The sequence below is a fragment of the Clostridium kluyveri genome (assembly GCF_001902295.1).
GTDB lineage: Bacteria > Bacillota > Clostridia > Clostridiales > Clostridiaceae > Clostridium_B > Clostridium_B kluyveri_B.
The window spans coordinates 293,113-319,107 of record NZ_CP018335.1 but is presented as its reverse complement, the minus strand read 5'-3'; the positions used below and the strand labels follow the sequence as shown (position 1 = coordinate 319,107).

Annotated in this window: 33 protein-coding genes and 1 other annotated feature (1 of these 34 only partly in view); all 33 genes read right to left on the bottom strand. The window is 34.4% G+C overall.

Annotated features, from left to right (window positions below; genetic code table 11):
* Positions 1-12: 12 nt before the first annotated feature.
* The 33 genes from map to rplJ all read right to left on the bottom strand — a co-directional run bounded on the left by map (position 13) and on the right by rplJ (position 25,849).
* Positions 13-762, bottom strand: a complete 750-nt coding sequence (map, locus tag BS101_RS01850) for a type I methionyl aminopeptidase (protein ID WP_073537268.1) — start codon at positions 760-762, stop codon at positions 13-15.
* Positions 759-1,412, bottom strand: coding sequence for an adenylate kinase (locus BS101_RS01845; RefSeq protein WP_073537267.1), 654 nt, complete (start codon positions 1,410-1,412; stop codon positions 759-761). The genes map and BS101_RS01845 overlap by 4 nt, the downstream gene beginning before the upstream one ends.
* Positions 1,413-1,433: 21 nt before the next feature.
* The gene (gene secY / locus BS101_RS01840) at positions 1,434-2,714 is read right to left on the bottom strand and encodes a preprotein translocase subunit SecY (RefSeq protein WP_073537266.1); all 1,281 of its coding nucleotides are present in this window, start codon (positions 2,712-2,714) and stop codon (positions 1,434-1,436) included.
* Position 2,715: 1 nt separating this feature from the next.
* The gene (gene rplO / locus BS101_RS01835; RefSeq protein WP_011988822.1) at positions 2,716-3,156 is read right to left on the bottom strand and encodes a 50S ribosomal protein L15; all 441 of its coding nucleotides are present in this window, start codon (positions 3,154-3,156) and stop codon (positions 2,716-2,718) included.
* A 23-nt stretch (positions 3,157-3,179) separates the two neighbouring features.
* A complete protein-coding gene (gene rpmD / locus BS101_RS01830; RefSeq protein ID WP_011988821.1) occupies positions 3,180-3,359 on the bottom strand; it encodes a 50S ribosomal protein L30 in 180 nt (59 codons plus the stop codon).
* Positions 3,360-3,371: 12 nt separating this feature from the next.
* Complete coding sequence (gene rpsE / locus BS101_RS01825; RefSeq protein ID WP_011988820.1) at positions 3,372-3,869, bottom strand: 30S ribosomal protein S5; 498 nt, start codon at positions 3,867-3,869, stop codon at positions 3,372-3,374.
* Positions 3,870-3,886: 17 nt separating this feature from the next.
* A complete protein-coding gene (rplR, locus tag BS101_RS01820; RefSeq protein WP_073537265.1) occupies positions 3,887-4,246 on the bottom strand; it encodes a 50S ribosomal protein L18 in 360 nt (119 codons plus the stop codon).
* A gap of 18 nt (positions 4,247-4,264) precedes the next feature.
* Complete coding sequence (gene rplF, locus BS101_RS01815; RefSeq protein WP_073537264.1) at positions 4,265-4,807, bottom strand: 50S ribosomal protein L6; 543 nt, start codon at positions 4,805-4,807, stop codon at positions 4,265-4,267.
* Between the two features lie 77 nt (positions 4,808-4,884).
* Positions 4,885-5,283, bottom strand: a complete 399-nt coding sequence (gene rpsH, locus BS101_RS01810) for a 30S ribosomal protein S8 (RefSeq protein ID WP_073537263.1) — start codon at positions 5,281-5,283, stop codon at positions 4,885-4,887.
* 32 nt (positions 5,284-5,315) lie between these two features.
* A complete protein-coding gene (locus tag BS101_RS01805; protein ID WP_011988816.1) occupies positions 5,316-5,501 on the bottom strand; it encodes a type Z 30S ribosomal protein S14 in 186 nt (61 codons plus the stop codon).
* 12 nt (positions 5,502-5,513) lie between these two features.
* The gene (gene rplE, locus BS101_RS01800; RefSeq protein WP_073537262.1) at positions 5,514-6,059 is read right to left on the bottom strand and encodes a 50S ribosomal protein L5; all 546 of its coding nucleotides are present in this window, start codon (positions 6,057-6,059) and stop codon (positions 5,514-5,516) included.
* Positions 6,060-6,082: 23 nt separating this feature from the next.
* Complete coding sequence (gene rplX / locus BS101_RS01795; RefSeq protein ID WP_073537261.1) at positions 6,083-6,400, bottom strand: 50S ribosomal protein L24; 318 nt, start codon at positions 6,398-6,400, stop codon at positions 6,083-6,085.
* A gap of 18 nt (positions 6,401-6,418) precedes the next feature.
* Positions 6,419-6,787: a 50S ribosomal protein L14 gene (gene rplN, locus BS101_RS01790; protein ID WP_011988813.1), complete on the bottom strand. Its 369-nt coding sequence runs from the start codon at positions 6,785-6,787 to the stop codon at positions 6,419-6,421.
* Positions 6,788-6,812: 25 nt separating this feature from the next.
* Positions 6,813-7,067, bottom strand: coding sequence for a 30S ribosomal protein S17 (gene rpsQ / locus BS101_RS01785; RefSeq protein WP_073537260.1), 255 nt, complete (start codon positions 7,065-7,067; stop codon positions 6,813-6,815).
* Between the two features lie 19 nt (positions 7,068-7,086).
* A complete protein-coding gene (rpmC, locus tag BS101_RS01780) occupies positions 7,087-7,302 on the bottom strand; it encodes a 50S ribosomal protein L29 (protein ID WP_011988811.1) in 216 nt (71 codons plus the stop codon).
* Entirely contained in the window at positions 7,292-7,735 is a 444-nt protein-coding gene (rplP, locus tag BS101_RS01775) for a 50S ribosomal protein L16 (RefSeq protein WP_011988810.1), read from the bottom strand. Before rplP ends, rpmC begins: the two co-directional genes overlap by 11 nt.
* Positions 7,736-7,752: 17 nt before the next feature.
* Entirely contained in the window at positions 7,753-8,424 is a 672-nt protein-coding gene (gene rpsC, locus BS101_RS01770; protein ID WP_073537259.1) for a 30S ribosomal protein S3, read from the bottom strand.
* 15 nt (positions 8,425-8,439) lie between these two features.
* Entirely contained in the window at positions 8,440-8,775 is a 336-nt protein-coding gene (rplV, locus tag BS101_RS01765) for a 50S ribosomal protein L22 (protein ID WP_011988808.1), read from the bottom strand.
* A gap of 23 nt (positions 8,776-8,798) precedes the next feature.
* Positions 8,799-9,086 (bottom strand): 30S ribosomal protein S19, encoded by a 288-nt coding sequence (gene rpsS, locus BS101_RS01760; protein WP_073537258.1) that lies wholly within the window; start codon positions 9,084-9,086, stop codon positions 8,799-8,801.
* Between the two features lie 135 nt (positions 9,087-9,221).
* The gene (gene rplB / locus BS101_RS01755) at positions 9,222-10,055 is read right to left on the bottom strand and encodes a 50S ribosomal protein L2 (RefSeq protein WP_073537257.1); all 834 of its coding nucleotides are present in this window, start codon (positions 10,053-10,055) and stop codon (positions 9,222-9,224) included.
* Positions 10,056-10,113: 58 nt separating this feature from the next.
* A complete protein-coding gene (rplW, locus tag BS101_RS01750; protein WP_011988805.1) occupies positions 10,114-10,410 on the bottom strand; it encodes a 50S ribosomal protein L23 in 297 nt (98 codons plus the stop codon).
* Positions 10,410-11,030 (bottom strand): 50S ribosomal protein L4, encoded by a 621-nt coding sequence (gene rplD / locus BS101_RS01745; RefSeq protein ID WP_073537256.1) that lies wholly within the window; start codon positions 11,028-11,030, stop codon positions 10,410-10,412. Before rplD ends, rplW begins: the two co-directional genes overlap by 1 nt.
* Positions 11,031-11,054: 24 nt before the next feature.
* Positions 11,055-11,684 carry a 50S ribosomal protein L3 gene (gene rplC / locus BS101_RS01740; protein WP_073537255.1) on the bottom strand — a complete coding sequence of 210 codons (630 nt, stop codon included), beginning with the start codon at positions 11,682-11,684 and terminating at the stop codon, positions 11,055-11,057.
* Positions 11,685-11,771: 87 nt separating this feature from the next.
* Positions 11,772-12,083, bottom strand: coding sequence for a 30S ribosomal protein S10 (gene rpsJ, locus BS101_RS01735; RefSeq protein ID WP_431732549.1), 312 nt, complete (start codon positions 12,081-12,083; stop codon positions 11,772-11,774).
* Between the two features lie 362 nt (positions 12,084-12,445).
* On the bottom strand, positions 12,446-13,639 hold the full coding sequence (gene tuf / locus BS101_RS01730) for an elongation factor Tu (protein ID WP_073537247.1): 1,194 nt from the start codon (positions 13,637-13,639) through the stop codon (positions 12,446-12,448).
* A 44-nt stretch (positions 13,640-13,683) separates the two neighbouring features.
* Positions 13,684-15,750 carry an elongation factor G gene (fusA, locus tag BS101_RS01725; RefSeq protein WP_073537254.1) on the bottom strand — a complete coding sequence of 689 codons (2,067 nt, stop codon included), beginning with the start codon at positions 15,748-15,750 and terminating at the stop codon, positions 13,684-13,686.
* 78 nt (positions 15,751-15,828) lie between these two features.
* The gene (gene rpsG / locus BS101_RS01720; protein WP_073537253.1) at positions 15,829-16,299 is read right to left on the bottom strand and encodes a 30S ribosomal protein S7; all 471 of its coding nucleotides are present in this window, start codon (positions 16,297-16,299) and stop codon (positions 15,829-15,831) included.
* Positions 16,300-16,443: 144 nt separating this feature from the next.
* The gene (gene rpsL / locus BS101_RS01715) at positions 16,444-16,821 is read right to left on the bottom strand and encodes a 30S ribosomal protein S12 (protein ID WP_011988799.1); all 378 of its coding nucleotides are present in this window, start codon (positions 16,819-16,821) and stop codon (positions 16,444-16,446) included.
* A gap of 231 nt (positions 16,822-17,052) precedes the next feature.
* Positions 17,053-17,292, bottom strand: coding sequence for a ribosomal L7Ae/L30e/S12e/Gadd45 family protein (locus BS101_RS01710; protein ID WP_011988798.1), 240 nt, complete (start codon positions 17,290-17,292; stop codon positions 17,053-17,055).
* A 111-nt stretch (positions 17,293-17,403) separates the two neighbouring features.
* A complete protein-coding gene (gene rpoC, locus BS101_RS01705) occupies positions 17,404-20,928 on the bottom strand; it encodes a DNA-directed RNA polymerase subunit beta' (protein ID WP_073537252.1) in 3,525 nt (1,174 codons plus the stop codon).
* Between the two features lie 17 nt (positions 20,929-20,945).
* Positions 20,946-24,653, bottom strand: a complete 3,708-nt coding sequence (rpoB, locus tag BS101_RS01700) for a DNA-directed RNA polymerase subunit beta (protein ID WP_073537251.1) — start codon at positions 24,651-24,653, stop codon at positions 20,946-20,948.
* A gap of 293 nt (positions 24,654-24,946) precedes the next feature.
* On the bottom strand, positions 24,947-25,318 hold the full coding sequence (rplL, locus tag BS101_RS01695; RefSeq protein WP_073537250.1) for a 50S ribosomal protein L7/L12: 372 nt from the start codon (positions 25,316-25,318) through the stop codon (positions 24,947-24,949).
* A gap of 30 nt (positions 25,319-25,348) precedes the next feature.
* Positions 25,349-25,849: a 50S ribosomal protein L10 gene (rplJ, locus tag BS101_RS01690; RefSeq protein WP_073537249.1), complete on the bottom strand. Its 501-nt coding sequence runs from the start codon at positions 25,847-25,849 to the stop codon at positions 25,349-25,351.
* A 46-nt stretch (positions 25,850-25,895) separates the two neighbouring features.
* Positions 25,896-25,995: a sequence feature (ribosomal protein L10 leader region), on the bottom strand; it runs 29 nt beyond the window's last position.

Sequence of the window (25,995 nt, the reverse complement as noted above, 5' to 3'; positions counted from 1 at the left end):
AAAGTTAACATTTTATATTAAAGTCAATATTTCTGGACCATTTTCCAAAATAGCAATGGTATTTTCATAATGGGCTGATAAATTTCCGTCCATAGTAACAACAGTCCAATTATTAGATTGTGTTTTCACATTATACCTTCCCATATTTACCATAGGTTCTATAGCCAATGCCATGCCTTTTACAAGTTTAGGTCCCCTGCCTGATCTCCCATAATTAGGTATTTCAGGTTTTTCATGCATATTACTTCCGATACCATGGCCCACATAATCTCTAACTACAGAAAAACCAAACCCCTCTACATATTCTTGAACAGCAGCAGATATATCAGTCAATCTATTTCCTAATACTGCTTTTTCGATACCCTTAAAAAAGCTTTCTTTTGTTACTTCAATTAACTTTTCTGCCTCAGGGGAAACTTTACCAACCGCAAAGGTCCTTGCCGCATCTCCATGATATCCATCCAGTACTGCTCCACAATCGACACTTATTATATCGCCCTCTCGTAAAACTTTATTTTTAGATGGAATTCCATGAACTACTTCTTCATTGACAGAAGTACATATAGAAGCTGGAAAACCATAATATCCTTTAAATGATGGTTTTGCCTTATGTTTTATTATATACTTCTCTGCAATTCTGTCCAATTCTTTAGTAGTTATTCCTGGCTTTACTGCATTTTTAATTTCTAACAATGCTTCACCTACAAGTCTACCCGCACGTCTCATAAGTTCAATTTCCCTATCTGTTTTAATTATTATCATTTACAAATAGCCCCTAGAGCATTTTTTGCTCTTTGAAAAACCTGATTTATTTCTCCACTGCCTTCTATGGCCGAAATCACACCTTGTTCTTTATAATAATTAATTAAAGGTTCTGTCTGTTTTTCATATACATCTAATCTATCCTTCACAGTAGATTCTGTATCATCTTTTCTCTGTATGATATCATTATTACATATATCACACTTATCTTTCAGCTTAGGAGGATTAAACTTTACGTGATAACTTGCACCACAAGATGGGCAGATTCTCCTACCTGTCATTCTATCAAAAATCAATTCTCTAGGAACATCTATAAGCAAGACCATATCTATTTTATTATCATTTGCATTTAAAAAAGAATCTAAAGCTTCAGCCTGATACACAGTTCTAGGAAATCCATCTAATAAAAATCCACTTTCACAATCATCCTCACTCAATCTGTCTTTAACTATGTTTATAGTAACTTCATCAGGTACCAACTGACCTTTATCTAAATATTCTTTAGCTTCAATTCCAAGAGGAGTCTTATCTGAGATGTTTTTTCTAAAAATATCCCCTGTAGATATATGAGGTATGGAGTACTCTTCACTAATAAATTTGGCTTGAGTTCCTTTTCCTGCTCCTGGAGGACCTAATAAAATTATTTTCATCTATACCATCCCCAAACTTTTTTAATTCAAAAATCCATGATAATGACGTACCAGTAATTGTGACTGCAATTGTCTTACCGTTTCAATAGCAACATTTACTATAATAAGCAATCCTGTTCCACCAAAATATATACCCTTAAAATTAGTATACGTCTCTGCTAATATAGGAGATATTGCTATTATTCCAGCAAAAGCTCCTCCTAAAACTGCTACTCGTGCTAAAACTCGTTCTATATATATAGCTGTAGGTTCTCCTGGTCTTATTCCTGGAATAAATCCGGAAGACTTATTCATATTCTCAGCCATTTCTTCTGGCTTAAGGGTTACCTCTGTATAAAACCATGTAAAGAAAATTGTCAGTAGAAAATAAAGCACAGGATATTGCCAATTACTTTCTTTAAATGGACTGAATGCACTTGCTGTTACAAATTGGGCAAAAGCAGAATTTGGCCAGAATTGACCTATAGTCATTGGAAATTGCATGACAGATATAGCAAATATAATTCCAATAACAGCTGCACCATTTACATTAATAGGAATATGTGTTGATTGACCTTTATACATTCTTCCTGCATTGGTTTTACCTGCATACTGTATGGGAATTCTTCTTTCCGACAAACTCATGACCACTACTGCCACCAATAATAAAATTATCACTGCTATAAATCCTATTGTCTCTACGAAATTAACTATTTCCACTTCTTGAAGTTTTAACATTCCTGATACTGCAGATGGAAATCTAGAAATAATATTCACAAATATTATGAGAGAAATTCCATTGCCTATACCATGTTCTGTAATTTTATCTCCAAGCCACATAAGAAAAGTTGATGCTGTAGTTACTGTAAATATTATCATAAATATACTTAATTTATTTCCCGGCTCTACAAGAGCACCTGCTCTACTTATTAGAGCATATATACTAAATCCTTGAATTACTCCAAGAGGTATTGAGGCATATCTAGTGTATTCTTGTATTTTCTTTCTTCCCTCTTCTCCTTCTTTAGATAACTGCTCTAAACGAGGTACTGCAACGGTGAGAAGCTGCATTATAATGGAAGAATTAATAAACGGAATAACTCCCATAGCAAATATACTGAATCTACTAAATGCACCTCCTGATAAGAGATCATAAAATCCTAATAATGAGCCACTGCCAGTTAATTCTGTTAACTTGGAAGTGTCTATCCCTGGAACAGCAATAAAATTTCCCACTCTAAAAATTATTACCATAAGTAGTGTAAACAGTATTCTTTTCCTTAATTCTGGAACCTTCCAAGCATCACGCAAGGTTGATAGCATATTATATCACCTCTACTTTTCCTCCTGCCGCTTCTATTTTTTGTGCTGCAGCTTTTGTAAATTTAACTGCCTTTACTGTAAGCTTCTTTTGCAATTCACCATTTCCAAGTATTTTTAAACCGTCTTTAGATTTTCTAATCATTCTTTTCTCTATCAATAGCTCTGGTGTAATCTCTGTTCCATCTTCAAATATATTTAATCTCTCAACGTTTAGTTCTGAATACTGCTTTGCAAATATATTAGTAAATCCTCTTTTAGGAACTCTTCTATAAAGTGGCATTTGTCCGCCTTCAAATCCTATTCTTACTCCACCGCCAGCTCTAGCTTTTTGTCCTTTTTCACCTTTTCCAGCATTTCTTCCAAGTCCTGAACCAGTACCTCTACCAATTCTCTTACGTGACTTTCTGGATCCTTCTGCTGGTTTTAACTCATGAAGTTTCATATTCAACTTACACCTCCTTTATACTATACTTCTTCTACTTCTAAAAGATAGCTAACTTTTTTAATCATGCCTTTTATTTGAGGGTTATCCTCATGTTCTACAACTTTTCCTATTTTTTTTAGTCCTAGAGCATTAACAGTGGCAATATGATCTTTTTTTCTTCCTATTAAACTTTTTTTCAAAGTTATTTTAAGTTTAGCCAAAGATATTCCCTCCTAACCTAAAATCTCTTCGACAGTTTTACCTCTAAGACTAGCTATATGTTCTGCTGTCTTTAGCTTTGACAAACCATCAATAGTGGCATTTACCATATTTCTTGGATTATTGGAACCAACAGATTTTGCTCTAACGTCTTTCAATCCTGAAAGTTCAAGAACTGCTCTTGAAGGGCCACCTGCTATAATTCCTGTTCCTTCACTAGCTGTCATTATAAATACTTTTCCCGTTCCAAATTGGCCAGTTATATTATGTGGTACTGTAGTCCCAATTATTGGAACTTCAATCAAATTCTTCTTTGCATCTTCTATTCCTTTTCTAATTGCCTCAGGTATTTCTATAGACTTTCCAGTTCCTACGCCTACATGACCATTCTCGTCTCCAACTACAACTAGGGCGCTGAATCTAAAATTTCTACCACCTTTAACAACCTTAGCAACTCTGTTTATGAATACAACTTTTTCTTTAAGATTTAAAGTGCTAGGATCGATCCTCATTTATTTCCCTCCTTATTTTAAAATTGTAATCCACCTTCTCTTGCTCCTTCTGCAAGATTTTGTACTCTTCCGTGATATATATATCCGCCTCTATCAAAAACTACTTCTTTAATTCCTTTTTCGATAGCCTTATTAGCTATACTTTTACCAACAACTTTTGCTGCTTCTTTATTACTTCCATTACCTTCGAAATCTTTATCTACACTTGAAGCAGAAACTAGAGTTGTTCCTTTTATATCATCTATTATTTGAGCATATATATTTTTTTCACTTCTATATACTGAAAGTCTTGGTACCTCACTGGTTCCAAAAATTTTTTTACGAACTCTTAGATGACGTTTTTTTCTCAGCTTTTTCTTATCATATTTTTTAAACATGAAACTCACTCCTTTCTACTACTTCTTACCTGTTTTTCCTTCTTTACGTCTTATAACTTCATTATCATACTTAATTCCTTTTCCCTTATAAGGTTCAGGTTTTCTCCAAGACCTTATGTCTGCCGCAACATTCCCAACCAGTTCTTTATCAATACCTTTTATTACAACTTTTGTGGCAGCTGGTGTTTCAAAAGTTACTCCTTCAACTGCTTCTATCTCAACTGGATGTGAAAATCCTAAATTCATAACTAATTTTTTTCCTTGCAATTGAGCTCTATATCCTACACCGATTAGTTCCAATGTTTTTGAATATCCCTCAGTTACGCCCACAACCATATTATTTATCAATGCTCTAGTTAATCCATGAAGGGATCTCGATTTCTTTTCATCATTATTTCTTGTAACTACTACTGAATCATTTTCAACAGTAATATTAATATCTTTTGTCATAGCTTTCACAAGTTGGCCTTTACTTCCTTTTACCGTAACCACATTATCTGGTGTTACGGTAAAAGTCACGCCAGCTGGAATAGCTATTGGAAGTTTTCCTATTCTTGACATAATTACACCTCCTGTACTCCTTGTTTAGCAATAAATAATCATTTATATCTTTCACAAATTTTATATTACACCCAGAACTACCATATGTAGCAAAGTACTTCTCCACCTACACCTAATTTTCTTGCCTCTCTATCTGTAACAATTCCTTTAGAAGTAGATATTATTGCAACTCCTAGTCCATTTAAAACTTTAGGAATTTCTTCTTTTCTACAATAAACTCTTAATCCCGGTTTAGATATCCTCTTGAGTCCAGTTATAACTCTCTCTTTATTCTTACCATATTTCATTGAAAGTCTTATCATATTAACAGAACCATCTGCATATTCCTCTAAATTTTTTATATACCCTTCCTGAAGCATTATGTTTAATACTGCCTTTTTAATAGTTGAAGAAGGTACTTCCACTATTTCATGTCTAACAACATTGGCATTTCTTATACGTGTAAGTAAATCTGCTATAGGATCAGTCATTACCATTGATTGTGCCTCCTTTCATCAATAACTAATAATTACCAACTTGCTTTTTTACAACCTGGTATTTCACCTTTATATGCTAATTCTCTAAAACATATACGACATATACCATACTTTTTTAACACAGCATGAGGTCTTCCGCATATTCTACATCTTGTATAAGCTTTAGTCGCATACTTAGGCGTCTTTTTCCATTTTTCTATTAAAGCTTTACGCGCCACATTTCTCCCTCCTTATTTTTGAGCAAATGGCATTCCAAATAATCTTAATAATTCTTTTGCTTCCTCATCAGTATTGGCAGTAGTAACAAAAACTATATCCATACCTCTAACTTTGTCTATTTTATCATATTCTATCTCTGGAAATATTAATTGTTCTTTAATTCCTAATGAATAATTTCCTCTACCATCAAAAGATTTATCAGATATTCCAGAAAAATCTCTAACTCTTGGTAATGCAACATTCATCAGTTTATCTGCAAATTCATACATATATTGCTTTCTTAAAGTAACTTTACACCCTATGGCCATGTTTTCTCTTAATTTAAAATTCGCTATTGATTTTTTTGCCCTGGTGAGCACTGGTTTCTGTCCCGTAATTATAGTTAAATCATTAACTGCTGATTCTAAGACTTTTGGATTATCTTTAGCTTCTCCCACACCCATATTTATAACTATCTTTTCAAGTTTTGGTGCCTGCATTATATTTTTATAACCAAATTTGTCCATTAATGCTGGAACTACTTCTTTTTTATATTTTTCCTGTAACCTTAAACTCATGCTTTGGGCCTCCTTTCAAAGATTTATAGTGTTTCTCCGCACTTTTTACATACCCTAACTTTTGTTCCATCCTCTAATATTTTATGACTTATTCTAGTTACACTTTTGCATTTTTCGCAATACAGCATTACTTTTGAGCTATATATAGGAGCTTCCTTACGAATTATGCCGCCTTCCATATTTTGCTTATTAGGTTTTTGATGTTTTGAAACTATGTTAATACCACTAACAAGGACTTTACTTACTTTAGGCATTACAGCTAAAACTTCACCTGTTTTCCCTTTATCTTTTCCAGAAATAACCATTACCGTATCTTTTTTTCTAACATGTACTTTTGTCATTTCAGCCACCTCCTTACTTTATAGAACTTCAGGTGCTAATGATAATATTTTTGTAAAATCTTTATCCCTTAGCTCTCTTGCAACCGGTCCAAAGATACGAGTTCCTCTCGGTTGTTTATCTTCTTTTATTATAACAGCAGCATTCTCATCAAATTTTATATATGAACCATCTGTTCTCCTTAGGCCTCTTGCAGATCTAACAATAACAGCCTTAACAACTTCTCCTTTTTTAACAACACCGCCTGGTGTTGCACTTTTAACGCTAGCAACTATTATATCACCAATGTTTCCCCATTTTCTTTTGGATCCACCTAAAACTCTTATGCACATAATTTCCTTGGCGCCAGAATTATCTGCAACCTTCAATAATGTCTGTTGCTGAATCATTAAAAACACCCTCCTTTCAGCTATACTATTTAGCTTTTTCTACTATTTCTACAAGCCTCCATCTTTTATCTTTTGATAAAGGTCTAGTTTCCATTATTAATACTTTATCATTATTCTTTGCCTCATTATTTTCATCATGAGCTTTAAATTTACTAGTCTTTTTAATTATTTTACCATATAATGGATGACGAACTTTGTTCTCAACTGCCACCACTATAGTCTTATTCATTTTATCAGAAGTAACTGTTCCTATTCTTGTTTTTCTATATCCTCTTTCCACGAATAAACCTCCTTTCAACCTATTGTTCAAACGCCCTTAGCTCTTTTTCTCTAAGGATGGTCTTAATTTGGGCTATAGATTTTTTAACTTCCCTTATTCTCATAGGATTCTCCAATTGACCTGTTGCCAATTGAAACCTTAAATTAAATAATTCTGATTTAAGATCCTGTACCTTTTCCTGTAAGTCTTGAGGGCTACTGCCTTGTCTTAGTTCCTGTAATTCTCTAGCCTTCATCGCTTTCACCACCCACTTCTTCAAAATCTCTCTTTGTCACGAATTTAGTTTTTATAGGTAATTTGTGTGATGCAAGTCTCATTGCTTCTCTGGCTGTCTCCTCTGGAACACCTGATAATTCAAACAATATTCTGCCTGGTTTAACAACTGCTACCCAGTATTCTGGTGAACCCTTACCAGAACCCATACGTGTTTCTGCAGGTTTTTCTGTAACAGGTTTATCAGGGAAAATTTTTATCCAAAGTTTTCCTCCTCTTCTAATATATCTATTTATAGCTATTCTAGCTGATTCTATCTGATTATTTGTTATCCAAGCACATTCCGTAGCCTGTATAGCGTAATCTCCATATGCTATAGAATTACCCCTTGTAGCTTTGCCTTTCATTCTACCTCGCTGTACCTTACGATGCTTCACTTTCTTAGGCATTAACATACGTTATTCCTCCTTCCCTATGCTTTAGCTTCTTCCTTGTTCTCAATAGGTTTTTTAGCAGGAAGCACTTCTCCTTTATATACCCATACCTTTACTCCTATTTTACCGTATGTAGTATCTGCTTCTGCAAACCCATAGCCTATATCGGCCCTTAAAGTCTGTAATGGAATTGTTCCTTCATGATAGGATTCTGATCTTGCTATTTCAGCACCACCAAGTCTTCCTGAACATGTAGTCTTAACTCCTTTAACTCCTGATTTCATTGCTCTTTGTATTGTCTGCTTCATTGCTCTCCTAAAAGAAATTCTTTTTTCAAGCTGCAGTGCTATATTTTCCGCCATAAGTTGAGCATCAGCCTCCGCTACCTTTACCTCAACTATATTTATAAGTATAACTTTATCTGGAACTATCTTCTTCAATTCTGTTTTCAAAGCTTCAATTCCCTGACCGCCTTTTCCTATTATCATTCCAGGCTTAGCTGTAAATATATTTAACTTAATTCTTTTAGCTGCTCTTTCAATTTGGATCTTTGAAATTCCTGCTATGGCGCCTTTTTTCTTTACAAATTTTCTAATTTTATTATCTTCAACTAGATTATCTGCGAAATTTTTCTTATCTGCATACCATTTGGCATCCCATTCTTTAATTATACCAACCCTTAAGCCGTGCGGATGTACTTTTTGTCCCATCTGTTTCCCTCCTTCTTACTCTCTTTCCTTAACTATTAAAGTTATATGACTACTTCTTTTATTGATTCTAAAAGCCCTTCCTTGAGCATGTGGTTGAAATCTTTTTAATGTAGGCCCTTCACAAGCATATGCCTCTGAAATATATAAAGTATCTCTATTTAAATCTAAATTATTCTCTGCATTAGCAACTGCTGATTTTAAAAGTTTATTAACCACTACAGCCGCATCTCTTGGAGTATATTTTAATATGGCAAAAGCTTCATTTACATTTTTGCCTCTCACCAAATTAAGTACAACTCTTACTTTCATTGAGGACATTCTTACATATTTAGCTATAGCCTTAGCTTCCATCTTACCTATTCCCTCCTTTCAAACTATCTAGAAACACGAGTTGTTTTTTCAGTTTTATTAACGTGTCCCCTGTATGTTCTAGTTAATGCAAATTCTCCTAATTTATGTCCTACCATATCTTCTGATATATATACAGGAACATGCTTTCTTCCATCATGTACTGCTATAGTATGACCTATCATCTGAGGAAATATAGTTGAACTTCGTGACCAAGTTTTTATAACTTTTTTCTCGCCTTTTTTATTCAATTCATTTATCTTTTTTAAAAGTGATTCCTGGACAAACGGTCCTTTTTTTACTGATCTGCTCACTTTTTAGCCTCCCTTCATACAATCTATCCAAATAAAACTTTACTAAATTCATATAAAAACAACTTATTTTTATTATATCTTATAAATTCAATCTTTTTACTTAAATCAACGAAGAGAATGTGTATTCTCTTCAAATTACTTTTTATTCTTTCTTTTAATTATAAATTTATCTGAATATTTCTTGTTTTTTCTAGTCTTCAATCCTAATGCAGGTTTACCCCATGGAGTGAGCGGTCCCGGATGTCCTACTGGCGATTTTCCTTCTCCACCACCATGTGGATGGTCATTAGGATTCATTACAGAACCTCTAACTGTGGGTCTTATTCCCATATGTCTTTTTCTACCTGCTTTACCTATGTTAATTATTTCATGTGTTAAATTTGAAACTGTACCTATTGTTGCCCTACATTCTATTCTTACATATCTTACCTCACCACTTGGAAGTCTCAAAGTAGCATATTTCCCCTCTTTAGCCATAAGCTGAGCTGAAGTTCCTGCTGATCTTACAAGTTGTGCTCCTTTTCCTGCCTGCAATTCTATGTTATGAATTGTTGTACCTACAGGTATGTTAACAATTGGAAGACAATTTCCTACCTTTATATCTGAATCTGCACCTGATACTATAACATTACCAACTTTTAATCCAACCGGAGCTATTATATATCTTTTTTCACCATCTGCATAAGTCACAAGAGCTATAAATGCTGATCTGTTAGGATCATATTCTATAGTTGATACCTTTGCTGGTATTCCATCTTTGTTTCTTTTAAAATCTATTATTCTATATTTCCGTTTTGCCCCGCCACCTATATGACGAACTGTTATTTTACCGTGAGCATTCCTACCACCACTTCTTTTCAGTGCCACAAGAAGTGATTTTTCTGGTATATCTGTAGTTATTTCTTCAAATGTGTTTACAGTCATATGCCTTCTTGAAGGTGTGGTAGGTCTAAATCCCTTAACTGCCATAACCGGTATTCCCTCCTTTTTTCGCTTATCTGGATTTCTCCAATAACTGCTTTATCTATTATTGTATTCCTTCAAAAAATTCTATTGTTTTACTTTCTTCTGTGAGTTTAACAATGGCTTTTTTATAGTCTGGTCTTTTTCCTATATGGACACCTACTCTTTTTTTCTTTCCTTTATATCTTGATGTATTTACAGTTTCAACGGTCACTCCAAAAACATCCTCAATAGCTCTCTTTATCATTGACTTATTAGCACGTATATCAACTATAAAGGTGTATTTTTTTTCATTCATAGCGCCCATGCTTTTTTCAGTTATAACAGGCCTTCTTATGATATCATAATTGGTATATTTCATTATGCATACACCTCCTCAATTTTTGATACAGCATCCTTAGTTATTATAAGCTTCTCAAACTTTAACAAGTCATATACATTCAAATTATTAACAGGAATTACCGATACTCCCTGTATATTTCTTGCTGACTTATATACATTTTGATTTGATTCTGCCGTAACAATTAATGTCTTTTTAGCTTCAAAAGCATCTAACATTTTTATCACTTCTTTTGTTTTTGGAGCATCCATCTCTAAACTTTCAAGTACCACTATCTGATTCTCTTCAACTTTACTTGATAGAGCAGATTTCATAGCTAACCTTCTTGCTGACTTAGGAACCGAAATTCTATAACTTCTAGGTTTCACTGCGAAAACTATACCACCATGAATCCATTGAGGTGATCTTATAGAACCCTGTCTTGCTCTACCAGTTCCCTTTTGTCTCCAAGGCTTAATTCCACCTCCGGAAACTTCAGCTCTAGTCTTTGCTGACTGTGTTCCCTGTCTTTTATTGGCAAGTAACGCTACAACTACTTGGTGCATAACGTATTGATTTACTTCAACTCCAAATACTTTATCTGACAACTCAAAATCCGTAATTTTTTGACCTTCTTTATTAAATAATCCTACTATAGGCATTCTGCATCCTCCTTTCTAATAAAATTAAGCCTTAACTGTATCTTTTATTGACACAAAACTCTTGTTAGGACCTGGTACTCCACCTTTTATCAAAATAATATTTTTTTCAGGAATGACTTTTGCGACTTGTAGATTTAATACAGTAGTATTCTTATTTCCCATATGTCCTGGCATTTTCTTGTTCTTAAAAGTCCTGGATGGATCAGAAGAAGCCCCCATTGAACCAACAGCCCTATGGAATTTCGAACCATGAGACATAGGTCCTCTTTGAGCATTCCATCTTCTTATTACTCCCTGGAACCCCTTACCCTTTGAGACACCGGATACATCAATCCTGTCTCCTTCTGCAAAAATATCTGCCTTTATTTCTTGCCCTATTTCATATTCATCTATATTATCAACTTTAAATTCTTTTAAGAATCTTTTTAATGAAACTCCTGACTTTGCAAAATGACCTTTTAATGGTTTGTTTACAAGCTTCTCTCTTATATCCCCAAAACCAATCTGTATAGATTTATAACCGTCCTTTTCCTCAGTCTTCTTTTGTACAACTACACAAGGTCCTGCTTCAATTACTGTAACAGGAACTACTCTACCATTTTCATTAAATATCTGGGTCATACCTAATTTTTTACCCAATATGGCTTTTTTCATTTATATACACCTCCTAAACATATTAGCGGATCGTTTAAAATAAACGGTCATAATAGTTAGTAATAATACTTTATTACAATCGCATTTTTATAATTTTATCTCAATATCGACACCCGCCGGTAAATCAAGTCTCATTAAAGCATCAACAGTTTTTGGGGATGGACTTATTATATCTATAAGTCTTTTATGAGTTCTTATCTCAAATTGTTCTCTTGAATCTTTATATTTATGTGGGGCTCTTAGAATTGTAACCACATCTTTTTCTGTAGGTAACGGTACAGGTCCTGCTACCTTTGCTCCTGTAGACTTGGCAGTTTCTACTATCTTTTCAGATGATTGATCAAGTATGGTGTGATCGAAAGCTTTCAGCCTTATTCTTATTTTTTGTTTTGCCATTATTTTTTCCCTCCTTTTCATGCACGCTATACTTCTTACGTACAACAGCGGATATATTCTATAAACTGTTCCAGGCGTTTCATATATTTTAACGTAAAGAACACCTTATAAAATAACCGTCGCCTAGTTCAAGACCTTGGCATACTCAGTCAAGAATTACCCGGAAGCCCGGCAACCTCTTGCCTCATCGCTGTTATAACCTCACAACCTCTTAAGTATACACTAAATTCTTACTTCTGACAAGTAAAAATTTATACTTTTAAATAAGCAACATAAGGTGCATTAATAACTGCTTAAATTAAGGAAAGAGCTGCCTCTTTCCTTTTCATCAAAATGCTATTACCTTGAAATTTCCCTTAACACACTTATTCAGACACTGTAGTAACAACACCTGAACCAACTGTTCTGCCACCTTCTCTTATTGCAAATCTCAATCCTTCATGCATTGCAACAGGTGTTATAAGTTCTACATTCATATCTATATGATCTCCTGGCATTACCATTTCTACTCCCTCTGGTAATGATATTGAACCTGTTACATCTGTTGTTCTAAAATAAAACTGTGGTCTATATCCATTAAAAAATGGTGTGTGTCTTCCGCCTTCTTCTTTCTTTAATACATACACCTGACCTACAAATTTCTTATGTGGCTTTACTGAACCAGGCTTTGATAATACCTGTCCTCTCTCTATTTCTTCTCTCTGTATTCCTCTTAATAATGCTCCTATATTATCTCCTGCCATAGCCTGATCTAGAAGCTTTCTAAACATTTCTACTCCCGTACATACTGTCTTCTTCTTCTCTTCCTTTAATCCTACTATCTCTACTTCGTCTCCTACCTTAAGCACTCCACTTTCTACTCTTCCTGTAGCTACTGTTCCTCTTCCTGTTATTGTGAATACATCTTCTATTGGCATTAAGAATGGCTTATCTACTGGTCTCTCTGGTGTTGGTATATAAGTATCTACTGCTTCCATTAATTCATATATACATTTAGTTGCTTCTGCATCATCTGGGTTCTCAATTACCTTCAATGCACTTCCTACTACTATTGGAACATCGTCTCCTGGGAATCCATATTCACTTAATAGTTCTCTTACTTCCATTTCTACTAATTCTATTAATTCAGGATCATCTACCTGGTCTGATTTATTTAAAAACACTACTATATACTGTACCCCTACCCTACTTGCCAGCAGTATGTGTTCTCTTGTCTGAGGCATTGGACCATCTGCTGCACTTACTACAAGTATTGCTCCGTCCATTTGTGCTGCCCCTGTTATCATGTTCTTTACATAGTCTGCATGTCCTGGACAATCTACATGTGCATAATGTCTGCTTTCTGTCTCATATTCTACGTGTGCTGTATTTATTGTTATTCCTCTTTCTTTTTCTTCCGGTGCCTTATCTATTTCATCATACTTTGTTGCTGATGCCTTACCTTCTTTTGCTAATACCATTGTTATTGCTGCTGTCAATGTTGTCTTACCGTGGTCTACGTGTCCTATTGTTCCTATGTTTACATGTGGTTTTGTTCTCTCAAACTTTTCTTTTGACATTACTTCTTCCTCCTTAAATAGATCAGTATATTATTTAAAATTAATTATTTCTTTTCTCCTGTAATCTTTTCTTGAATACTCTTTGGAACCTCTTCATAATGATCAAATGTCATAGAATATACTCCTCTACCTTGTGTTCTTGATCTAAGTACAGTTGCATATCCAAACATTTCAGAAAGCGGAACAAAAGATCTTATAACTTGTGCTCCTGCTCTTGGATCCATTCCTTCAATTCTTCCTCTTCTTGAATTTATGTCGCCTATTACATCTCCCATATATTCCTCTGGTACTGTAACTTCAACTCTCATCATTGGTTCAAGTAAAACTGGATCTGCTTTTGACATAGCATTTTTAAATGCCATAGATGCAGCAATTTTAAATGCCATTTCTGAAGAATCCACATCATGATAAGAACCATCATATAATTTTACCTTGAAGTTTATAGCAGGATACCCCGCTACTGTTCCAGTTTCAGAAGCCTGCTTTATTCCTTCATCAATTGGTGAAATATATTCCCTTGGAATAGTTCCTCCCACTATAGCATTTTCAAATGAATATCCTTCTTCGGAAGGTGACATCTCTATCCAACAATGACCATATTGACCATGTCCACCAGACTGTCTAACAAATTTACCTTCTGCTTTAACGGTTTTTCTAATAGTTTCCTTATAAGCAACCTGTGGTTTACCAACATTGCACTCCACCTTAAATTCTCTTTGAAGTCTATCTACAATTATCTCCAAATGAAGTTCACCCATTCCAGATATAATTGTCTGTCCTGTTTCTTGGTCTGTATGAGTCTTAAATGTCGGATCTTCTTCTGCGAGTTTTGAAAGTGCAATACCCATTTTCTCTTGACCAGCTTTTGTCTTAGGTTCTATGGCAACATGTATAACAGGTTCTGGAAATTCCATACTTTCAAGTACTACAGCATTCTGCTCATCACAAAGTGTATTCCCTGTTGTAGTATCTTTTAATCCTACTATAGCTCCTAAATCACCTGCACGAAGTTCATCAACTTCTTCTCTTCGGTTTGAGTGCATTTTTACAAGTCTTGCTATTCTTTCCTTTTTCCCCTTTGTTGAGTTATACACATAAGTGCCGCTCTTCATAATTCCTGAATAAATTCTTGTAAATGCCAACTTACCTACAAATGGATCTGTTGCAATTTTAAACGCTAATGCTGATAATGGTTGGTTATCATCTGCCGGTCTATCAGTTTCTTCTCCTGTTTCAGGATTAGTGCCCTTTATAGGAGGTATATCAAGTGGTGAAGGCATAAAATCAACTACTGCATCTATCATTGGCTGTACACCTTTATTCTTATAAGAAGAGCCACATAAAACTGGTACTATCTTGTTTGAAATAACGCCTTTTCTAATTGCAGATACTATTTCTTCCTCTGTAAGTTCTTCTCCTTCTAGATACTTCATCATTATATCTTCATCTAACTCAGATATTGCTTCAATTAATTCGGTTCTATATTTTTCAGCTTCATCTTTTAAATTATCTGGTATCTCAACTTCGTCCATAACAGTTCCCAAGTCATCTTCATATATTATAGCTTCATTTTTTACAAGATTAACTATCCCTTTAAATTCACTTTCTGAGCCTATTGGAATTTGAATAGGTATGGCATTACAGTGAAGTCTATCTCTTAAAGTATTTACACACATATAAAAGTCTGCCCCAGTTGAATCCATTTTATTTACATAAACCAATCTTGGAACCCCATAGTTGTCTGCCTGCCTCCATACAGTTTCTGTTTGCGGCTCTACTCCACTTTTAGCATCTAGGACGGTAACAGCTCCATCAAGAACTCTTAAAGACCTCTCAACCTCTACAGTAAAATCCACGTGTCCTGGTGTATCTATTATATTTATAGCATAACCTTTCCATTTACAAAAAGTGGCAGCTGAAGTTATTGTTATTCCTCTTTCCTGTTCTTGGGCCATCCAGTCCATAGTAGCCTGCCCCTCATGTACTTCTCCTATTTTATGAGTTCTTCCTGTATAGAAAAGTATACGTTCCGTAGTAGTGGTCTTTCCGGCATCAATATGTGCCATTATTCCTATGTTACGGAACTTTTCTAGCGGATATTCTCTTCCCACTTAATTTTCCTCCTCGCAAGTGTAAATTTAAAATTTGATAAAACTGCTTTAGTAAAATTACCAAAACAGTTTCGAATATTAATACCTATAATGTGCAAAGGCTTTATTAGCTTCAGCCATCTTATGAGTATCTTCTCTTTTCTTAACAGCTGTACCTGTATTATTTGCTGCATCCATAAGCTCTGCTGCAAGCCTTTCTCTCATATACTTTTCTCCTCGTTTCCTCGATGCCACAAGGAGCCATCTTATTCCTAATGTCTGTCTTCTTTCTGGTCTAACTTCTATTGGAACTTGATATGTTGCACCACCAATTCTTCTAGCCTTTACCTCTAGAAGAGGCATTATATTATTCATTGCTTCCTCAAAAACTTCTATTGGTTCTTTACTTGTTTTTTGTTCGATTATATCAAAAGCCCCATAACAAATCTTTTGAGCTACTCCTTTTTTGCCATCTTTCATTATATTGTTTATCAATTTAGTAACAACTTTACTGTTGTATACTGGATCTGGCAGCACATCCCTTTTTCCTATATGTCCTTTTCTCGCCACTTTACTTCCCTCCTTAACAAAATTTAATTTAAGTTCATCGGTACTCGACTTTTAAAAAGCCGCAAAGTGCTTAGTACTTCTGCAAAATAAATATATATAAACGCTGAAGACATAGCACCTTTATCAACATTTTCTTAAGCCAAACTATTTCTGCTTAGGTCTTTTAGCACCGTATTTTGATCTTCCCTGTAGCCTGTCAGCAACTCCTGCTGAATCCAATGCTCCTCTTACTATATGGTATCTAACACCTGGGAGGTCTTTAACTCTTCCTCCCCTTATAAGAACAACACTATGTTCTTGTAAGTTATGTCCTATACCTGGAATATATGCACTAACCTCATATCCATTTGTTAATCTAACTCTAGCAATTTTTCTTAAAGCTGAATTTGGTTTTTTAGGCGTAGTAGTTTTTACCACTGTACAAACTCCCCTTTTTTGAGGACATTCTTTTAGTGCTGGTGCTGTTGATTTTGAAGCTACTGTCTTCCTGCCTTTTCTTATTAATTGACTTATTGTTGGCATATTCACACCTCCTTTAAAATAGATTTATAATAACTTAAAAATTTATAATAATTTATTGTTAAACGCCATTTAATTTATCCAAACGCCAAATTAGCTAATACTCCTATCTTCTTTAAAATAGGAGATAAGCACAGATAACGCGCCTGGATAAGTTCTTCTGAGGTTCAGGCGGAGATAATATTTCTCTATAGCAAACTTCACCTGAGTCCAAGAATCACTTGATAAAAATTACTATTTTAATATAGCAGCTGTAGCAGCTCCCACATCTATACCACATAATTTACCTAATTCTTTCATAGTATCTACATAAACTAATGCCGGGGAATCCTGAGTAATTAATGTTTTTACGGACTGTATTATCTTATCATCGGCATCCTTAGCTATATAAACAGTTTTGGCATTATTATTTTTTATAGCTTTAACCGTTTGCTTCAAACCAACAACTTTATTTCCTGTAAGTCTATAAATCATTATTTATTCCCTCCTACAATACTATAGAGACAAAGTATGTAATGCTTTGTCTCTTAAAAAACATACAGATGTATTTTATCATTTTAGTATTACTATGTCAATAATTATACATTAAGCTTCTAATTGATTTTCCTGCACTTCATTTTCTGTATTAATTTTTATTGATCTATACCTAGTCATACCTGTTCCTGCCGGTATAAGTTTACCAATAATTACATTCTCCTTTAAACCTAGAAGAGGATCTATTTTCCCCTTTATAGCTGCATCTGTAAGTACCCTTGTAGTTTCCTGGAAAGATGCTGCAGAAAGGAAAGACTCAGTGGCAAGTGCTGCTTTAGTTATTCCAAGTAGAGCAACTCTGCCTTGAGCTGCACTTCCTCCACTAGCTTCTACTCTTGCATTTTCTTCTTCAAAATCAAATATATCAATCATTGTTCCTGGCAATAGCTCCGTATCTCCTGATTCTTCTATTTTAATTTTTCTTGTCATTTGTCTTATTACCACTTCAAGATGTTTATCATTTATATCAACACCTTGAAGTCTATAAACTTTCTGAACTTCAGATAGAAGATAATTTTTAACTCCTTGAACCCCTTTTATTCTTAATATATCATGTGGATTTACAGATCCTTCTGTTACTTCATCACCTGCACTTATTAAATCTCCATTTGACACTTTGATTCTTGATCCAAACGGTATATCATAAGTTACTTCTTCTCCACCCTCTGTAATTACAGAAACACTTCTTTTTTTCTTAGTCTCTTCCATTTTTACAGTACCTGAAACTTCACTTACTATAGCAAGCCCTTTAGGTTTCCTAGCTTCAAATAATTCTTCAACTCTTGGAAGACCTTGTGTTATATCTGACCCTGCAACTCCTCCAGTATGAAAAGTCCTCATAGTAAGCTGAGTGCCAGGCTCTCCTATACTTTGCGCTGCTATTATACCTACGGATTCACCTATATCAATCTTCTGGGCAGTAGCCATATTCATTCCATAACATTTTGAGCATACCCCATGTCTTGATTTACAGGTAAAAACAGATCTTATTTTTACTTTTTTAATTCCTGAAGCTTCTATCCTATCTGCTAATTTTGAATCCATATAAGTATCTTTTTGTACTATTATTTCGTGATTATTAGGATCTATAATATCTTCTGCAGAATATCTTCCTGTGAGCCTTTCTGACAAACTCTCTATTACTTCATTGCCCTCTTTTATTTCTGAAACATCATATCCTTCATAAGTGCCACAATCCTCTTCTCTAACTATAACATCCTGACTTACATCAACAAGTCTTCTAGTCAGATATCCCGAATCTGCAGTTTTTAAGGCAGTGTCTGCATTTCCTTTTCTTGCTCCATGAGTTGATATAAAATATTCTAATACATCTAATCCTTCCCTAAAAGATGCCCTTATTGGAAGTTCTATTATTTTTCCTGATGGATTAGCCATAAGTCCTCTCATCCCTGCCAACTGTTTAATTTGACTTTTAGAACCTCTAGCTCCTGAATCTGCCATCATAAATATAGGATTAAATTTATTTAGGTTGTTCATAAGTTCATCTGCTACATCCTCTGTAGTTTTAGTCCATCTTTCTATAACTCTTTGATATCTTTCATCTTCTGATATAAAACCTCTTCTATACATTTTTTCTATTTTATCAACTGCTGCATCTGATTCAGTTAGAAGTCTTTTCTTAGCTTCAGGTACTTCCATATCCGAAGTAGAAACTGTTATTCCACTTATAGTTGAATAGTGATATCCTCGTGCTTTTATTTTATCCAGCATTATAGATGTTTTTGTAGCTCCATGTTTCATATAACATTTATTTATTATTTTGCCTAAATTTTTCTTAGCTACAAGAAAATCAATCTCTAGTTTAAATTCATTCTCAGGTTTACTTCTATCTACAAATCCCAGATCCTGTGGTACACATTCATTAAATATTATTTTTCCTGCCGTAGCATCAATTATACCACTTATATATTTTCCATCTGTAATTTTTGTCATTTTCACTTTTATTTTAGCATTTATATCAATTTGTTTTAATTGATATGCCATTATTACTTCATCTGGGAAAGAAAAGTATCTTCCCTCTCCTTTGGCTCCTTCTCTTTCTACAGTTAGATAATATGACCCCAACACCATATCCTGTGTTGGTACAACTACTGGTTTACCATCTGAAGGTTTCAGTATATTATGGGCAGCAAGCATTAAAAATCTAGCCTCTGATTGAGCTTCTACTGAAAGCGGAACATGAACTGCCATCTGGTCTCCATCAAAATCAGCATTATATGCTGTACAAGATAGTGGATGAAGTTTTATAGCCCTGCCTTCTACAAGTACAGGTTGAAATGCCTGTATCCCCAATCTGTGAAGTGTAGGAGCACGATTTAAAAGCACCGGATGATCAGATATTACTTCCTCTAATACATCCCAAACTTGAGCTTGAACCCGTTCTACCATTCTTTTTGCACTTTTAATATTATGAGCTAATCCTCTTTCAACCAACTTTTTCATCACAAAAGGTTTAAAAAGTTCAAGTGCCATTTCTTTAGGTAATCCACATTGATACATTTTGAGCTCAGGACCAACTACTATAACAGAACGTCCCGAGTAGTCAACACGTTTTCCAAGTAGATTTTGCCTAAACCTTCCCTGCTTACCCTTTAACATATCTGATAAGGATTTTAATGGCCTATTTCCAGGTCCAGTTACTGGCCTTCCCCTTCTCCCATTATCTATAAGAGCATCCACTGCTTCCTGAAGCATTCTTTTTTCATTTCTTACTATTATGTCTGGTGCTCCTAAATCCAATAATTTTTTAAGTCTATTATTTCTATTTATAACTCTTCTATAAAGATCATTTAAATCTGAAGTGGCGAATCTTCCTCCGTCTAATTGAACCATAGGTCTTAAATCTGGTGGTATAACAGGAATTACATCTATAACCATCCATTCAGGCCTATTTCCGGATTTTCTAAAAGATTCAACAACTTCTAATCTTCTTATTATTCTTATTTTCTTTTGTCCTGTGCTATTTTTTAAATCTTCCTTTAATGTCAAAGATAATTGTTCAAGATCTATTTCCTCTAAAAGCTTTTTAACAGATTCTGCTCCCATACTAGCTACAAAGTTTTGTTCTCCGTATTTATCTACGGCTTCCCTATATTCTTTTTCAGTTAGCAATTGCTTTTTTAATAGTTGAGTTTCCTTTGGATCTAAAACAACATAAGACGCAAAATACAACACCTTTTCTAAAGCCCTTGGAGACATATCTAAAATAAGTCCCATACGGGATGGTATGCCCTTAAAATACCATATATGAGATACTGGAGCCGCCAGTTCAATATGACCCATTCTCTCACGCCTTACTTTTGCCTTAGTTACTTCTACTCCGCACCTATCACAAACTATACCTTTATATCTAATCCTTTTATACTTGCCACAGTGACATTCCCAATCCTTTTGAGGTCCAAAGATCCTTTCACAAAATAAACCATCTCTCTCTGGCTTTAGAGTCCTATAATTTATTGTTTCAGGTTTCTTTACCTCACCTCTCGACCATTCTCTTATTTTTTCTGGTGAAGCTAAGCCTATTTGAAGTGCATCAAAGTTATTTAATTCAAACAAGGGTACATCCTCCCTTCCTAATGTTCATCATTAAAATCTTCTATTTTTAGATCATCTTTCAAATCATCCAAAGTCAAATCATCATAATCCAGATTTAATTCATCATCCTCATCACTTTCTTCTGGCTCTTCATAATCGTTATCTTGAGATGATAAAACAAAGTCTTCATTTCCTTCTATATTTACATCTAAATTTTCTATTTCTTCATCTACAGACTCTTTTAATTTAATTTCCTGATTATCATCGTTTAATACCTTCACATCCAAACACAAAGCTTGAAGCTCTTTTATAAGTACTTTAAAAGATTCTGGAACACCTGGTTCAGGTATATTCTCACCTTTTACAATTGCTTCATAGGTCTTCACTCTTCCAACTACATCATCTGATTTAACCGTTAGTATTTCTTGGAGGGTGTGAGCAGCCCCATAGGCTTCTAATGCCCAAACTTCCATTTCACCAAATCTTTGACCTCCAAACTGAGCTTTACCACCTAGTGGTTGTTGAGTTACTAAAGAGTAAGGTCCTGTAGATCGGGCATGAATTTTATCATCAACTAAATGAGCTAGTTTTAAAATATACATATATCCTACTGTTACAGGTCTATTAAAAGGTTCCCCCGTTCTTCCATCATATAGGATGGTTTTTCCATCTTCCCTATATCCTGCTTTCTTCAAACATTCTATAATATCTTCTTCTGTGGCTCCATCAAATACAGGAGTTGCTATATGCCACCCCAATTCACTAGCAGCCCATCCTAAATGAACTTCAAGTACTTGACCTATATTCATACGGGAAGGTACTCCAAGCGGATTTAAACATATTTCAAGAGGTCTGCCGTCTGGTAAAAAAGGCATATCTTCCTCTGGCAATACTCTTGATATAACACCTTTGTTACCATGCCTTCCTGCCATTTTATCTCCTACTGATATTTTTCTTTTTTGAGCTATATAACATCTAACTAGTTTATTAACTCCTGGTGAAAGTTCATCTCCATTTTTTCTTGTAAATACTTTTACATCTACAATTATACCTGCTTCTCCATGAGGTACTCTAAGTGAAGTATCTCTAACTTCCCTAGCCTTCTCTCCAAATATAGCTCTTAAAAGCCTCTCTTCTGCTGTGAGTTCGGTTTCTCCCTTAGGTGTTACTTTACCCACTAGTATATCCCCTGCTCTAACCTCAGCTCCTATTTTTATAATTCCCCTATCATCTATATCTTTTAATGCATCTTCTCCTACATTAGGTATATCCCTTGTAATTTCTTCTGGACCTAACTTTGTATCTCTAGCTTCTGATTCATATTCCTCTATGTGAATTGATGTAAATACATCTTTTTTTACAAGTTCCTCTGATATAAGCATGGCATCTTCATAATTATATCCTTCCCATGTTGTAAAACCCATTCTGATATTTTTTCCAAGCGCTATTTCTCCTAAATCAGTAGAAGGTCCATCAGCAAGAACTGTTCCTTGTTGAACTATTTCCCCTTTTTCAACTATAGGCCTCTGATTTATACATGTACCCTGGTTAGATCTCTGAAATTTAAGAAGCCTGTAAATATCAGTTTCCCCATCTGAATCCCTTCTAACTCGTATTTCATTGGCACACACATAAGATACTACCCCTGCATTTCTAGCTTTAGGAAGCACTCCTGAGTCCACCGCTGCTTTATATTCAATCCCTGTTCCTACCACAGGAGCTTGAGGCTTCAAAAGTGGAACTGCTTGCCTTTGCATGTTTGATCCCATGAGAGCACGGCTAGCATCATCATTTTCAAGGAATGGTATCATAGCAGTAGCAACAGAAACCAATTGTCTTGGAGATAAATCCATATAATCAACATCTTCAGCAGGTACTACAATAACATCTTCTTTATCTCTAACTGTAATTTTACTATCTATAAATTTGCCATTTTCGTCAATAGGTTCATTTGCCCTCCCTATTAAATACTCATCTTCTTCATCTGCAGTCATATATACAATTTCATTTGTAACTATTTTCTCTTTTTTATTTACTTTTCTGTATGGTGTCTCTATAAAACCATATTCGTTGACTTTAGCATAAGTAGCCAAAGAATTAATAAGTCCTATATTAGGTCCTTCTGGTGTTTCTATAGGACACATTCTTCCATAATGAGAGTGATGAACATCCCTAACTTCAAAGCCAGCCCTTTCCCTGGAAAGTCCCCCAGGTCCCAGAGCTGATAATCTTCTCTTATGTGTGAGTTCTGATAAGGGATTAGTTTGATCCATAAATTGAGAAAGTTGAGAACTGCCAAAAAATTCTTTTATAGATGCAGCTACTGGTCTTATATTTATTAAAGCTTGAGGTGTTATTACCTCTTGATCTTGTATAGTCATCCTCTCTTTAACTACTCTTTCCATTCTTGAAAGACCTATCCTAAATTGATTTTGTAGTAATTCTCCTACAGATCTAAGCCTTCTATTTCCAAGATGATCTATATCATCCGTGTGTCCTACTCCCCCATAAGCCAATCCTAATTCATAACTGACAGTAGCATATATATCGTCTCTAATTATATGTTTGGGAATCAAATTATGAATATTTTTCTTTATTTGTTCCCTAATGCTTTCTTCGCTGCTGTAATTATCTAAAATTTGTTTTAGGGCAGGATAGTATACACTTTCTTTTATGTTTAAATCATCTATATTAAAATCAATAAAATTACTTATATTTACAAAATTATTACCTATAACCCTCAATGTGGTATCTTCAATTTCAATATCTACTGAATTTATTCCACACTGTTGAATCTGAACTGCCTTCTCTCTATCTATCTTCTCACCTTTTTGAACAAGTATTTCCCCTGTTTCTGGGTTCACCACATCTTCAGCGGATATTTGATTCACAATTCTAAGATGAAGTGATAGTTTCTTGTTAAATTTGTATCTTCCTACTCTTGAAAGATCATATCTTTTTGGATCAAAAAATAAAGATTCAATGAGTGAACGTGCACTATCTACTGTAGGCGGTTCTCCTGGTCTTAATCTTTTGTATATTTCAAGTAAGGCTTCCTCATGGGTTTTAGTATTGTCCTTCTCAATTGTAGCCTTTAATCTTTCATCCTCTCCAAAAAAATTAGTAATTTCTGTATCCGTTCCATAGCCCATGGCTCTAACAAGAATAGTTATAGGTAATTTTCTTGTTTTATCTATTCTGACATATATTATATTATTAGAGTCAGTTTCATATTCTAACCAGGCGCCCCTATTAGGTATTACAGTTGAAGAAAAAAGATTTTTACCAGTTTTATCAACTGACACATCATAATATACCCCTGGTGATCTAACAAGTTGGCTAACTATAACCCTTTCAGCCCCATTGATTATAAAAGTCCCTTGCTCTGTCATAAGAGGAAAATCTCCCATAAAAACTTCTTGTTCTTTAACTTCACCAGTTTCCTTATTAAGTAATCTCACCTTTACCTTTAAAGGTGCTGCATAAGTAGAATCTCTTTCTTTACATTCTTCCACAGAATACTTAATATTATCCATATCCAGCTTATACCCTACAAACTCTAAATTAAGATTTGCCGTATAATCTTGAATAGGATTAATGTCTTCAAATACTTCTTGAAGTCCCTCTTTCAAAAACCAGTTATAGGAATCTAATTGAACTTCAATTAGATTAGGCATATGGCCTATTTCCTTAAGCCTAGAAAAACTCATTCGCGTTCTTTTACCAACTCGGACAGGATGTACCATTGATTTTTCACCCCTCGTATAAACTAAAAATAACCAAAAACACCGATACTTCTCTCATATGTATGTTTATGGATTTATTAACTGCCATCAAAATATTATACCCTATTTATTATAATTAATTCAAATTATGTTAAATTTTAAAGCATTAGAATTTAAATTCATAACTAATCAATGCGATTTATTATTTTATCACAGTATAAAAGTATTGTCAATGATAAAATTCCAAAATTTATTAAAACTATTAAAGAGGTACTTTGTATTAAAGCACCTCCTTTATAACATGTTATTAATTTTTACTTTAATTCTATTTCAGCGCCAATTTCTTCAAATTTAGTCTTTATAGCTTCAGCATCTTCTTTACTTACAGCTTCCTTTAACGGTTTAGGTGCTCCATCAACTAAAGCCTTAGCTTCTTTTAATCCTAATCCTGTTACTTCTCTAACTGCTTTTATAACTTTTATTTTTTCTGAACCTGAGGCCTTAAGAACTACGTCAAATTCTGTCTTTTCTTCTGCTGCATCCCCACCGCCAGCTACTGCACCGCCAGCTACTGCTACTGGAGCAGCAGCACTTACACCAAATTCTTCCTCACATGCTTTTACCAATTCATTTAACTCTAGAACACTCATTCCTTTTATAGCTTGAATGATTTCTTCTTTACTCATATTATAGACACCTCCAAAATTTTTCTAAAATTAAGCTTCTTCTGATTTTTTCTTTTCTTCAATTGCACTCAATAAGTATACGAAGTTTGACAATGGAGCCTTGAAACTTCCAAGTAATTTTCCAATAAGAACTTCTTTTGATGGTATAGTAGCAAGTTGTTTAACCTTATCTACATCAAATATTTCTCCCTGTACAACTCCACCCTTTAATTCTAATGCTTTATATTTTTTTGAGAAGTCATTAAGAATTCTTGCTGGTGTAGTAGGTTCATCATATCCAAAAGCTATTGACACTGGCCCCACAAAAATATCTTCTAGTTTATCAAAGCCTAATTCTTTTGCAGCTCTTATAGATAATGTATTTTTATAAACTTTATACTCTATACCTGATTCTCTTAACTCTTTTCTAAGGCTAGTGTCTTCTTCCACAGTTAACCCTTGATATTTAGCAAATATTATACTCTCTGCTTTCTCCATTTTATCTTTAATTTCTTCAACTTTAGCTTGCTTCAACTCTTTATTTTTGCTCACTTTATACCCACCTCCTAACGGTCTAGAATATATTAATTTTAAACATATATAAAAATCAAAAGCCTCCCTATAGACACAGAGAGACCACCTTTACTTTATATTGGAATCCTGGATAGGTTGGTTTTACCGTTACGCATTTTGCACCT